At 44.4% G+C, this 13240-nt stretch carries 12 protein-coding genes and 1 tRNA gene; 3 read left to right on the forward strand and 10 right to left on the reverse strand.

Annotated elements, in window-relative coordinates; genetic code table 11:
• Nucleotides 1–47: 47 nt before the first annotated feature.
• Nucleotides 48–1277, forward strand: a complete 1230-nt coding sequence (locus C0033_RS00815) for a nucleotidyltransferase (protein ID WP_103225972.1) — start codon at nt 48–50, stop codon at nt 1275–1277.
• Here the strand turns inward: C0033_RS00815 and C0033_RS00820 are convergent.
• The 9 genes from C0033_RS00820 to C0033_RS00860 all read right to left on the reverse strand — a co-directional run bounded on the left by C0033_RS00820 (nt 1274) and on the right by C0033_RS00860 (nt 9801).
• Nucleotides 1274–2473 carry an SAM-dependent methyltransferase gene (locus C0033_RS00820; protein ID WP_242984381.1) on the reverse strand — a complete coding sequence of 400 codons (1200 nt, stop codon included), beginning with the start codon at nt 2471–2473 and terminating at the stop codon, nt 1274–1276. The two genes, C0033_RS00815 and C0033_RS00820, sit on opposite strands and share 4 nt — an antisense overlap.
• 36 nt (nt 2474–2509) lie before the next feature.
• The gene (locus C0033_RS00825) at nt 2510–3151 is read right to left on the reverse strand and encodes a histidine phosphatase family protein (RefSeq protein WP_103225973.1); all 642 of its coding nucleotides are present in this window, start codon (nt 3149–3151) and stop codon (nt 2510–2512) included.
• An 11-nt stretch (nt 3152–3162) separates the two neighbouring features.
• Entirely contained in the window at nt 3163–4527 is a 1365-nt protein-coding gene (locus C0033_RS00830; RefSeq protein WP_103225974.1) for a PFL family protein, read from the reverse strand.
• A 32-nt stretch (nt 4528–4559) separates the two neighbouring features.
• Complete coding sequence (locus C0033_RS00835) at nt 4560–4832, reverse strand: ACT domain-containing protein (protein WP_103225975.1); 273 nt, start codon at nt 4830–4832, stop codon at nt 4560–4562.
• A gap of 28 nt (nt 4833–4860) precedes the next feature.
• Nucleotides 4861–5658, reverse strand: coding sequence for an MBL fold metallo-hydrolase (locus C0033_RS00840; RefSeq protein WP_103225976.1), 798 nt, complete (start codon nt 5656–5658; stop codon nt 4861–4863).
• A gap of 21 nt (nt 5659–5679) precedes the next feature.
• Nucleotides 5680–6255 (reverse strand): dephospho-CoA kinase, encoded by a 576-nt coding sequence (coaE, locus tag C0033_RS00845; RefSeq protein WP_103225977.1) that lies wholly within the window; start codon nt 6253–6255, stop codon nt 5680–5682.
• The gene (locus tag C0033_RS00850; RefSeq protein WP_103225978.1) at nt 6252–6668 is read right to left on the reverse strand and encodes a DUF523 domain-containing protein; all 417 of its coding nucleotides are present in this window, start codon (nt 6666–6668) and stop codon (nt 6252–6254) included. Before C0033_RS00850 ends, coaE begins: the two co-directional genes overlap by 4 nt.
• Before the next feature lie 20 nt (nt 6669–6688).
• Complete coding sequence (gene polA / locus C0033_RS00855) at nt 6689–9325, reverse strand: DNA polymerase I (protein ID WP_103225979.1); 2637 nt, start codon at nt 9323–9325, stop codon at nt 6689–6691.
• A 128-nt stretch (nt 9326–9453) separates the two neighbouring features.
• A complete protein-coding gene (locus C0033_RS00860; protein ID WP_103225980.1) occupies nt 9454–9801 on the reverse strand; it encodes a zf-HC2 domain-containing protein in 348 nt (115 codons plus the stop codon).
• 123 nt (nt 9802–9924) lie between these two features.
• Between C0033_RS00860 and C0033_RS00865 the strand changes: the two genes are divergently transcribed.
• Nucleotides 9925–10007 (forward strand) — tRNA-Leu (locus C0033_RS00865).
• Between the two features lie 560 nt (nt 10008–10567).
• Nucleotides 10568–11860 (forward strand): hypothetical protein, encoded by a 1293-nt coding sequence (locus C0033_RS00870; RefSeq protein ID WP_103225981.1) that lies wholly within the window; start codon nt 10568–10570, stop codon nt 11858–11860.
• A gap of 199 nt (nt 11861–12059) precedes the next feature.
• Here the strand turns inward: C0033_RS00870 and C0033_RS00875 are convergent, their stop codons facing one another.
• Nucleotides 12060–13115, reverse strand: coding sequence for a hypothetical protein (locus tag C0033_RS00875; RefSeq protein ID WP_103225982.1), 1056 nt, complete (start codon nt 13113–13115; stop codon nt 12060–12062).
• Between the last annotated feature and the right edge of the window lie 125 nt (nt 13116–13240).

Below are 13240 nucleotides of genomic sequence, written 5' to 3' on the forward strand. Positions count from 1 at the left end.
CTTTCGTATAATAAATCTATTAAATTGCGAGCAGAAAGGTAGGCAGTATGAAGATTGTCGGTTTAATTGCAGAATATAATCCGTTTCACAACGGTCATTTATATCATATCCAAAAAGCCCGGGAATTAACCGGAGCCGATTACGTAATTGTTGTGATGAGCGGAGATTTTGTCCAGCGGGGCACTCCTGCTGTCTATGATAAGTATACGAGAACCCGGATGGCTTTAAAATCCGGGGCTGATCTGGTTCTGGAACTTCCTGTCCTGTTCGCGACCAGCAGCGCGGAAGATTTCGCCGCCTGCGGAGTGGCTCTTTTGGACTGTCTGGGCGTTGTGGATTCCATCTGCTTTGGCAGTGAATGCGGGGAAACAGAACCCTTATCCCGGATTGCCCGGGTTTTATCTGAGGAACCGGAGGAATATCAGGAATTGTTAAAAGGTTATGTCCGTTCCGGCCTGACATTTCCGGATGCGCGCGCACAGGCACTTACGTCCTGGCTCTCTTTGAGCGATGAAGAGAGCCGCCTTCTGCTCTCTCCCAACAATATACTCGGCATTGAATACATGAAAGCCCTTATAAGGAGAGAAAGCCGGATCAAGCCGGTAACTGTAAAACGAAACGGCCACGGCTACCACGATCTTTCCCTGGCCGGTGAGTTCGCATCGGCAACCGCCATCCGAAAACTGTTAGCCGACCCGGACGGGCTCAGTTCCATCGCTTCCCAGGTTCCGGAACAGGTGCTGGAAGAAATTTTACAGGGTCTTCCCGTCTTTCCTGACGACCTGACGGAAATTCTCAACTATACGCTTTTATCCCTGGTTCAAAGCGGCCGGAACCTGACCGAATATCTGGATCTGTCCGAAGAACTGGACAGCCGTATCCGCAGTCTTCTTTTACAGTATCAGACCTTCAGCAACCGGATCGGCGACTTAAAGACAAAACAATATACCTACAGCCGCATCAGCCGCTGCCTCCTTCACCTGATTTTAAACAGCAAAAAAGCGGATGCAGTCCGATACAAGGAACTCGGTTACTGTGGCTATGCCAGAGTGCTGGGATTTCAAAAAAAATCAGCGGAGATCATGACCGGTATCAAAGAACACGGTTCGATTCCGCTGATTACAAAGCCTTCTTCGGCAAAACAGCTGGTTGACGCCGCATTTTTACCCATGTTGGAGCAGGATTTATACGCGTCCCACATCTATAGCTCCATCCTTTTTTCGAAATACGGTACTTTGGCTAAAAATGAATATACCAGGCCCTTTATCACCGTTTAACTGTTTAAAAGCAGTTTGGCAAGCGTTGGCTGCACATGGAGAAAATCAAGGATTTCCTGAATTTCTTTTTGGTTATCCTTGCGCTCTCCCTGTTTAACTGCCCGGATCAGAATATTCTTGGGCGTATGTTCCATATCGATGAATTCCAGTATCTGAGTGCGGTACCCCTGATTCTCCAGGATTTCGGCTCTCAGCGCATCGGTATATAATGCGGCCATCCGCTCCTTAATCAAACCGTACTGGAAAACAGGCTTCATCAGCTCGTTCTCCATCTGTTTGTTCCATTCATGCTGGCAGCAGGGCACCGAAAGGATAACCGAAGCGCCCCATGTCACCGCTTTCGCCAGCGCATAATCCGTCGCCGTATCGCAGGCATGAAGGGTAACCACCATGTCCACATGATCCACGCCTTCATAAGAGGCGATATCTCCATGGTAGAAATTCAGCTTCTCAAACCCATATCTCTCACTCAGCTGGTTGCACCTGTTTATCACATCCTGCTTTAAATCCAGGCCAATGATGCGGACCGGATATCCTTTTAATTCCTTCAAATAATAATACATCGCAAATGTGAGATAAGACTTTCCGCATCCGAAGTCAATGATCGTCGTCTCTTTACTTTTATCCAATCGCGGTATAATATCTTCGATAAACTCCAAAAAACGGTTTATCTGGCGGAATTTATCATATCTGGAACGAACCACCGCCCCCTCTGATGTCATGACACCCAAATCCTCTAAAAATGGAACCGGACGCCCCTCTTCCAGCACATACCGTTTTTTACGGTTGTGTTCTAAAACAGGCGGCTTGGCGGTCATCTTGGGCTGGGCAGTCTTGCTGCATTTCACCGTAACCGTCCCTTTTTTGCTCACCAAAACACTTCCGTTTCCGATCTGCGACGTGATCTGAGCCTGACGGAACCGGTCTTTTAACAGGTCCATGATGTAGTTCTTCGCTTCTTCACAAGACAGGTTTTTGTGAAATGCCTGCTTCCCAACAAATTCCTCCGCCTGAAACGTCAGCGCTCCCCGCAGCAACAGGGGGCGCACCTTTACTTTCATACAGCCTTCTTTGCTGACCGGATTGCTGATAATGACCTGAAGCAGACGGTCATTTAAAAAATATTCCAATGTGGATTCTAATCGATTATCTGTTATCAATGGTTTTACTCCTGTTTTATATTCTTGTTTCATCATAACATAAAAACCACCTGTCAGCCAGGTGGTTTTCCATTAGTTTTCTTTGTCTACCCAGCTGCTTCTTAAAAGCTCCGGATATTTCTCCAGATGGGCATAATCGTTAAACCGATGCAGATTAAACCGGTTCTTATCCGGGGAATATTCCAGTTCCGTAATGCTGCAGTTTTCCAGGCCGTTTCCGATCATCCGCATCTTCGCCAGATCCAGGCCGATCAGATAGGCGGTAAGGCTGCGTATCACACCTCCATGGGTCACAACGGCGGCCCGTTCATATCCGCTCTGGGTGATCTCATAGAGAACCGGAAGCACCCGTTTTACCACATCGGCTCCGCATTCGCCTCCCGGATAGGGAAGGTCTTCTTCCATCCGGTCCTGCCTGATCTTAAAGTCAACATATTTAACCGCAATCGCTTCGTCGGACATGCCCTCCATATCTCCAAAAGAGATTTCACGAAGTTCCGGGCGCACGATATGATCCACGTTCCAATAGAGATTGACAGCCTGGGCCGTCTGTACCGCGCGAAGGAGATCGCTGGAATAGACGATTTGGGGATTGACCTGTACAAGGCGTTCACCGACTAATGCTGCCTGCCGGTAACCTTCCTCTGCCAGATCCACATTAACATTACACAACTTACTGCACTGTCTTCCGTGCCGTATTAAATAAATCCTCATATCCGCAGCTCCTAATTTTTGAAACTGTGGATCGGAGCCGGAATTCTTCCGCCTCTTGTTACGAACTTTTCACAGGAATACGGGTTAACAGGCATAACAGGCGCATATCCTAAAAGTCCACCGAACTCTACGGTATCGCCTACATTTTTTCCGATAACAGGAATCAAACGGACTGCCGTAGTCTTCTGATTGATCATTCCGATCGCCGCCTCATCCGCAATAATGCCTGAAATGGTTGTGGCCGGAGTATCTCCCGGAATTGCGATCATATCCAATCCTACGGAGCAGACGCAGGTCATCGCTTCCAGTTTTTCCAACGTCAAAGCTCCCATGGAAACCGCGTCGATCATGCCCTGGTCCTCGCTGACCGGAATGAACGCGCCGCTTAAACCGCCCACGTAAGAGGATGCCATCACGCCGCCCTTTTTCACCTGGTCATTCAGCATTGCAAGCGCCGCCGTAGTTCCCGGAGCACCCACGCGTTCCAGTCCAATCTCTTCCAGAATCTCAGCCACGCTGTCGCCAATGGCAGGCGTCGGAGCCAGGGAAAGGTCGATGATGCCAAACGGAACGCCAAGGCGTTTGGAAGCCTCCTGAGCTACCAGCTGGCCCACGCGGGTGATCTTAAATGCCGTTCTCTTGATTGTCTCACAAAGAACTTCGAAATTCTCGCCGCGGGCTTTTTCCAGCGCCACCTTTACAACGCCAGGGCCGCTGACGCCGACGTTGATAATGGCATCCGCCTCCGTCACGCCATGGAACGCGCCCGCCATAAACGGGTTGTCATCCGGCGCATTGCAGAATACCACCAATTTTGCACAGCCCAGGGAGTCATTTTCCTTTGTGGCCTTTGCTGTTTCTAAAACGATCTGTCCCATCAGCTGTACGGCGTCCATGTTAAGGCCTGTTTTTGTGGATCCCACATTTACGGAGCTGCAGACACGCTCGGTCACTGCAAGAGCTTTTGGAATGGAGCGGATCAGATTTTCTTCCGCCGGCGTCATGCCTTTGCTTACCAAAGCGGAATATCCGCCGATGAAGTTAACTCCTACTGTCTTAGCCGCACGGTCTAAGGTCTCTGCCAGGGTGACAAAATCTTCCGGTGATTTGCATGCGCATCCGCCGACTAAAGCGATTGGGGTAACGGAAATACGTTTATTGACAATCGGTACGCCAAAATCACGGGCAATGGCTTCTCCTGTGGATACCAGGTCCTTCGCATAGGTGGTGATCTTGTTATAGATCTTTTCGTTTAATTTATCCAGATCATTATCGCAGCAGTCCAACAGGCTGATACCCATGGTGATCGTTCTGACATCCAGCTTTTCATGATCAATCATATTGTTGGTTTCAATCACTTCAAACATATTTAACATAAGATTTATCCATCCTTTTCGGTCGTATTTAATTAGATTCTGTGCATCTTTGTGAAGATTTCTTCTCTTTGGCATTTAATTTTTACGCCGATTTCATCTCCGATTGCTTCTAATTCTTCGGAAACCTGTTCAAATGGTTTTGTAGCCTTGTCCATATCAACAATCATCATCATGTTAAAATATTCCTGAACGATGGTCTGTGAGATATCCAGAATATTGATCTGCGTTTCCGCCAGATAATTGCAAACTTTGGCGATAATACCAACTGTGTCTTTTCCTACTACCGTAATGATTGTCTTGTTCATAATTGTTCTCCTCTTATATGGTTATTAATTACAGCGCAATAATCTCAGACATCTGGTCACGCTTTGCAACCGCGATGGAAAAATCAGATGCGTGGAATGGATTATCACCCTGGTTTATCTCCAGTTTTACTGTTTCATAGGCCAGTTCTTCATAATTATTCTCTTTGCTCAGATGGCCTAACAGGATTTTTTTAATATTATCATGTAATATGTAGTTCAGAAGCCGTCCGGCATTTTCATTGGACAGATGACCGTGATCGCCTAAAATTCTGCGTTTCAGATAATAGGGATAAGGTCCGGTCTGAAGCATATTGACATCGTGGTTGGACTCCAGCAGCAAAGCGTCCAGCCCCTGAAGGTGGTCGATGATGTACTGGTCATAATGGCCCATATCCGTGGCAACCGCCACCGATTTTTTTCCGCACTGAATGCGGTAAGCCACCGGATTCGCCGCATCGTGATCGATGGAAAATGGTTTCAGCTTCAAATCGCCGATCTCAAAATCCACATCCGGCTGGATCGGATGAAATAATTCGGTTGGATACTGCCCTAAGGACTTCATAGACGCGATTTCTTCCAGCGTTTCTCTCGTGCTGTAAATCGGCACTCCATATTTTCTCGCCAAAACGCCTAAACCTTTGGTGTGATCGGAATGCTCATGGGTGATTACGATTCCGTTGATCTCACTGCCTTTTACTCCGATTTCATTTAACCCCTGCTCAATTCTTTTGTTGCTGATTCCTGCGTCCACAAGGATGTGGCTGTTATCCGAGCCAACATATATACAGTTTCCGCTGCTCCCACTGGCTATGCTCACTAATCTCATCTGCTCAATTCCTTCTATTAATTAAGATAATATCTCTTTTAATTGTTTTCTTACATCGTCCAGGCTTTTGTTGTTGTCAATCACCTGGCTGGCACAGGAAAAAAACTCCTGTTCACGCGGCTGGCTGTCCATGATGCTGATGCTTTTTTCCGCCGTATAACCACGGTTCTCGGCAAGGCGCCGGATACGGTTATCTCTTGATGTATAAACATACCATAATTCATCATAAATGTCATCCACATTTTTTGTCAAAAGCGCGGCTTCCACCACGATTAAAGAGGAGCCGGAAGCTGCGATCTGTTCTTTTACCGCTTTCCATACAAGGGGATGGATAATGGAATTAATCGTTTTTAAAGCAGTCTGATCCTTAAAAATCAAATGCGACAATTTTCCTCTGTTAATGCTCTTATCCTCGTCTAAAAACTCCGTTCCCAAAGCCTCAATGATCCGCTGATACCCTTCCTGGCCCGGCTCTTCCAGCCGCTTTGCTACTTCGTCCGCCTGAATTACCTCAGCGCCGTATTCTTCCTTCAGTATTTCCAGGATGCGGCTTTTTCCTGAGCCAACTCCGCCTGTAAGTCCGATGACTCGTTTCATATCTGAGATTCTCCTTTTACCTGAATTCCGTTTTTCAATAAAAGCTCAGCCGTCATCCCGTTTCCATCGACCAGCTTCCGGCTAAACGATCCGTCATAGATGCGGCCGCAGCCGCAGGAAGGGCTTCTCTCTTTTAAAACCGCGCAGCTGCACTGATAGAGTTTTGCCAGCTTCAGCGTTTCCATGGCCCCTTTTTGGTAGTTTTCCGTCACATCGGCCCCATTTTTCGTCACAACTTTATCCCCGGACCGTTCTGCCGGATCTCTGGGCGTTGCAAGACCTCCCATAATTTCAGGACATACCGGAATGAGCGTATGTTCCTCCATCAGCTTTTTTATACCTTCTGTTAAAGCGCCGGTTCCGTCATAGCGGCACTGAACGCCTAACAGGCAGGCACTGACTAATATATTCATCCAATCACCTTTTTCTTTTGTTATTTTGCATCAAACCATGTGGCTCCGTCATGGGCTTCCACTTCCAACGTCACCTTTAACTCAGCCGCATGTTTCATCTTATCTTCCAAAATACCGGTCACAATCTCCTTTTCCTCCAGATACGTTTCAACTAAAAGTTCATCGTGTACCTGCAGAACAATTCTGGATTTCAGGTTTCTGGCCCTCAGTTCTTTATCCACTGCGATCATGGCGATCTTCATAATATCAGCTGCCGTTCCCTGAATCGGAGAATTCATGGCAACCCGCTCTCCAAAGGATCTCTGCATAAAATTGGCTGATTTCAGCTCCGGTATCGGCCTTCTTCTTCCAAATAAGCTGGTCACATATCCCTGTTCCTTGCCCTCTGACACCAGTTTATCCAAAAATTCCTTAACGCCCGGATAGGTCTCAAAATATTTATCAATATATTCCACCGCTTCTTTTCTGGAAATGCTCAAATCCTCACTCAAACCAAATGCGCTGATTCCGTATACGATTCCGAAGTTAACCGCCTTGGCATTTCTTCTCTGCAGGGAAGTCACTTCCTCTAACGGGGTGTGGAACACTTCCGACGCGGTTATGGCATGAATATCCTGAGCGTCCCTGTATGCATTGATTAACCGGTCATCTCCCGACATATGGGCCAGAATTCTCAGCTCAATCTGAGAGTAATCGGCATCCACAAACACATATCCCTCCTCCGGCACAAAGACTTTCCTGATAGCCCGTCCCAGTTCCATACGGATTGGAATGTTCTGGAGGTTGGGTTCCGTGCTGCTGATTCGCCCGGTGGCCGTAATTGTCTGGTTAAAGGTTCCGTGAATTCTTCCGTCTTCTCCAATGTAGTTCGCCAGGCCTTCGGCATAAGTGGAATTCAGCTTGGTCAGCTGACGGTAATCCAGAATCATCCGCACCACCGGATAATCCACCGCCAATTTTTCCAAAACATCCGCTGCGGTAGAATAGCCTGTTTTTGTCTTCTTCCCATGAGGGAGTTCCATATGCTCAAACAGGACTTCTCCCAGCTGTTTCGGAGAATTGATATTAAACTGCTCTCCTGCCAGCTCATAGATCTCCTGCTCTAATTTGGCGATCTTAACTTTCAGATTATCTCCGTATTCTTTTAACGCCTCTTTTTCAACCTTAACACCGGCCGCTTCCATATGATAAAGGCTGTAAATCAAAGGCATCTCTATATTGAGAAACAGGTCATACATCTCTGTTTCTTTTAATTTCCGAATCAAAACAGGAGCCGCTTTCCATGCAATGTAGCCCATATAGCAGCAACAGGTCACCGCGTTTGCTTCTCCGTCTTCCAATGCCTTGCCAAGATCATTTTTCCCAAGCAGATCCAGCTTTGAAGGCACCGTCAGACCCAGATAATCTCTTGCCAAATCATCATAATCATAGGTATCTTTTAAAGGATTTAAAAGATATCCGGCCACCCCCGCGTCAAATGCCGGACTGTCATAATCCAGCTGCAAATACGGCAGCTGTTTTTTCAGGTTTAATACGCTCACTAAAGACAGCTGTCCGCATAGCTCTCTCACTTTATCATATAAATATTCCATTGAGATGAATCCGAAAGCCCGGATCACGTAGCAGTCTTCTTCTCCAAAGCAAAGGGCAAGACCGGCATTTTTACCGTTTCCCTGTATTAGCTGAAGTCCCACATGGTCAGCAACGGATGCCTTTTTCCACAACTCCTCCACTTCGGAGAAATCGTCAACCATCTTAAAATGAGATTCTTCCTCGTTGCTCTCAATGGCATCTTCTCCGAATCTGGCAATCAAGCTCTTAAATTCCAGACGTTTCATCATCTGATATGCTTCCGGCGTATATAAATTGCCGATCTTCGCGTCTTCTAAAGAAAATTCAACCGGACAGTCAATGCAGATCGTTGCCAAAGTTTTGCTGATCTGGGCCATATCATAATGTTCCCTAAGCGCTTTCTGGGCTCTGGGCGGTTTGATTTCATCTATATGCTCATAGGCATTTTCAATGGAATGGTAGGCAGTGATCAGGTTTGTAGCTGTCTTTTCTCCGATGGAAGGAACTCCCGGGATATTGTCGGAACTGTCTCCCATCAAAGCTTTTACATCGATAAATTCTTCCGGCGTCACCTGGTATTCCCGTTTCACATCTTCCGGATAGTAATCATAGATTTCCGTGCCGCCGCGGCTGGTCTTGGGAATCCGGATCTTGATCCCGGTATCGGACAGCTGAAGCAGATCCCTGTCTCCGGACACAACGGATACTTCAATTCCCATAGCCGCATTCCGCTTTGCCAGAGTTCCCAGAATATCGTCGGCTTCATATCCGGCAAGGGAAACCGTCGGCACGCCCATGGAGGCCAGAACTTCCTTTAAAACAGGTACCTGTTCTAACAGCTCTTCCGGCATGGGTTTTCTGGTTCCTTTGTATTCTTCATACATCTTGTGGCGGAATGTGGGCTCTTTCAAATCAAAGGCCACGGCCAGATGATCGGCCTGTTCTTCTTCTAATATCTTAAACATGATGTTAAGGAATCCATAGACTGCGTTGGTATGGAGGCCTTCTGAATTGGTCAGCTCCGGGATGCCGTAAAAGGCGCGGTTTAAAATGCTGAATCCGTCTATTAAAATTAATTTGTTCATATGGTTGGTTCTCCTGTTTTCTTGTGGTTTTTTGGGGGAATTGATGTTTTATGGAGGTTTTTACATAAAGTCATTTACATGAAGCGTGAAGGCATTTTCGAAAATGCCTTCACGCTTCATGTAAAAAGTTAAAAAATCCCCTGCTGAATCCATATTCTGAATTGCAGCAAAAACATAACAATTAAGCTCATCACGCACAGCGTGTTAACAGCATACTTCATGATCTTTACTAACATCACGCTGTATAACCGCTGCTTAGAAGCCGTAATTGCAGCTTCCAATGCTCCTTTTATATTGTAACTTCCTGTGTCAGTGTCTAACTGGCGGATACCGATCTCTACTGTATAATATATCTCCAATTCTTCCCGGCAATTCGCACATTCATCAATATGTTCCAAAAAGCCTTCTAATTCTTCATCTGTCAGTTGATTACGTATATATGGCATTACCAAAGCTTCCGCTTCTTTACAGTTCATCAGCTGCACCGCCTTTCAAAAGTCTGTACCTATCATACAATAATTTTGATTTTTTTTCAACGAAAACACTTGCCAAATGGAAAATCCTGTGATAGAATAATGAACGTTGTATGAGAGCAATAAGCCGGCCTGTCGGAATGGCAGACGAGGTGGACTCAAAATCCATTGATGGCAACATCGTGCGGGTTCAAGTCCCGCGGCCGGCATTACACCCTTGGCAGGGAGAAAGTCTTGGAAGCCTTGATTTTACTAGGTTTCCGGGGCTTTTTTCTTTTGGAAATTATACTTTAGCAGGCTAAAGGATTTGTGTTCCTTGGGGAAAATGTGTTCCTTGATCATTTAGGATACTTTTCAGCTTTCATTTCTTTTATCATTTGGGAAACAATATTGACTTTTTGCTCCGCGCTGCTGATATCGTAAGTGTAATTTCTTTCATTAACTTCTAACTATTATTATCAATCGTATTTCTAATATCCTTTATTCCCCTTTTGAAATTTTTATATAGAAAAGACACACTAGAAAAAATGACTTTTTAATTGTATTTATATGATTAACTCAAACTCCGAACACAAATATGTATAGATATTATTCAAATGTCAATATGGAATTCCCCGCATAGACGAACGCAATTCACAACAAATCCTGCCAATCACGCAAATAAGCTCACGAAGACTAGGTATAACACAAATGCGTAACACTTCTATATCAGATCCGTAACACTACTAATAGTATAATGAAAAAACAATAAATTTTATTTATAGGAGGAATGGAAAAGGAAATGAAGAACTTCAGAAAAATTTTAGCAATGATGGCAGCATTTTGCATGCTGCTAAGTATCAGCACTCCCATAACAGCCAAAGCGGCCGAAGGGAAACTGGTGGTGGAAGGGAATGTCACTCTTTCAGGTGGAAATGGTAATATAGAAGATGTATTAATTACAATCAAACATGGTTATATGACTGATGGCCCGGTGGTAGGAACAGGACATCCTGATGCAAACGGACACTATTCTATCGAAACAACTGTTTCTTCGTATGGATTTCTTGCACTTATCGTGAAACCTGAGCTTGCCGGATACGACAACTATTCACCGTCATCAAATATCTATCCCGGCCAGAATAGTGCTGACCTGCTGCTGATTGCAAACGGGACACCAACCACATTCAGTGTAAGCGGCGCGATCACAATGAATGGGGCTGCGCTGCCTTATGACTTATGTCCGATCGTAAACTTTGAGGTACCGGCAACTTCGGGACATAAAGAGCTTCAGGCTTGCGGCGGAAACTTTAATTGCAATGGTTTAGCAGGAAATAAAGTAATCATCACACCTCATCTCGAAGGGTATAGCTTTACGCCGGAATCGATCACTATTGAGAAAATTGACAGGAGCTATAATGATGCTAACTTTGTGATGACAAAAAATGAGGTAATAACCGAAACCCCTGAAATTCCAGAAACCCCGGAAACACCTGAAAATAACGAAAGTACAAAAAATACTGTTACCCTATATTTTATGACAGGCTCCTCGCCCTCTGAGCCTGGAGAGGTATTTGAACAGTTTGAAGTGGCAAAGAATTCCAGAGGGAATACTACTACACTTGCAAAAACAATTAAATCCAGAGTCCCTTCAAAAGATGGTTATAAATTTAATTATTGGCAGGAAGCCAAACTGAGTGATCCGTCCGTTCTCGGAAATCAACTTTACACGGTTATTTGGACAAATGACACCGACCAGTATATTTATGCTCAGTATACTAAAGTTGAAGAGCCGGAAACATCTGAGAGCAACGACAATACTGTTACGCTTTATTTTATGACAGGCTCTTCTCCGTCTGATCCTGGAGAGGTATTTGAACATTTTAAAGTGGCAAAGAATTCCAGAGGGAATACTACCACTCTGGCAAAAACAATTAAATCCAGTGTTCCTTCAAAGGATGGTTATACATTTAATTATTGGCAGGAAGCCAAACTGAGTGACCCGTCCGTTCTGGGAAATCGGCTTTATACGGTTATTTGGACAAATGACACCGATCAGTATATTTACGCTCAGTACAAATAAAATATGAATTAGGAATGAATAAGGTGGCCGGGATTTACAGTTTATGCTGTCCCGGCCATTTGTCATTTACAGCAAGAAAATTGTAATTTCAGTAACATTTTTTTAACAGCAAAAAGGTGCGAAGCCTTAATATATCGGGATTTCGCACCTTATCTATATATTAACAAGCCTTAGAAGCAATCCAATATTCAAGCAGAATTTACCTCTGTTCCCGTCTGGCTGAAACCATACTTACCTCATTGTTTTCGTTTCGCATAATTTCAATAGAAACATCATAGCCATCCTTTATTTTCCATATAATATTTAAGCTTGACGGTGCTTCTGTCTCTTCTGATACATATATTGTCCAAAGATCTCTGTCATAAATGAAGGTCAGTGTATTATGAGCCTCTAAGTATGTAATTCCAATATCCGAATATCCCATATGTTTTAAAGCCTCTTTATATGGCTCGTTAAGTTTTATTCCACGAAATTCCGGTTGATATAAATCCGGCTTGAAATCTACTGGTTCCCCGATACCATGATGTATCATATGCAGCGATTTATTTGCAAATATTACCTGGCTCAAACCGGATTCTCCCAAATTTTTTCTAAACTTTGCATTTCCTGCTCTGTCTTCATTTCCATCACTTTTATATGCATAATAATCTTCTGTGGGCTCCACCGAATTCTCATTAATTTTAACATCATCAGGATCATCACAAGGATAGGCAGCGATTGCATCTGATAACTCAGACATCCAAAATGGTTTGCCATTGACCGTTATTTCTTCCGGTTTTATGAAATCGCCAGTAAATAACAGAGCTATTATCTCAGAACGAGCTTCCTGCCATGCATTTTCATCCGTTTCTTTTATGGAATCCACCAACGCCAACCCCTCATCTATTTCTCCATGTTTGGCATATAAAACAGCTTGGTGAATTTTCCTTTCCGTTAACAATGTCTGATTTTCGGAAGATTCTAATAAATCAACAACTATACGTTCCATTTCCAATGCTTTTTCATATTCACGCTGCGCCTCAAACAACTTTGACAAATAAATATAAGCATCTGTATTTGCAGGATCAATCTCAATCACCTTATTAAATGCTATAATAGCCTCTTCGTACTTCATCTCCTCCAAATACCTATGGCCTAATTCTAACTGTTTTCTTATAACTTCCTCCGGGCTTTGTTTACAGCCAGCTAACAAAATCAAGCACAAGATTCCCGTTAGAAGCTTAATTTTATTGGCAAATCGATTTACATTTTTCATATTCTTTCACCCCTCACGGTTTTCAAATTCCCCTGGCATCATAGTATCATTTATTACGACGGATTTCAACGAATGAGCCATTTTATCACTATATTTATTACCACCATTTCCCAACAGTAAGGTAA

The sequence above is a fragment of the Clostridium sp. chh4-2 genome (assembly GCF_002899675.1).
Lineage (GTDB): Bacteria > Bacillota > Clostridia > Lachnospirales > Lachnospiraceae > CHH4-2.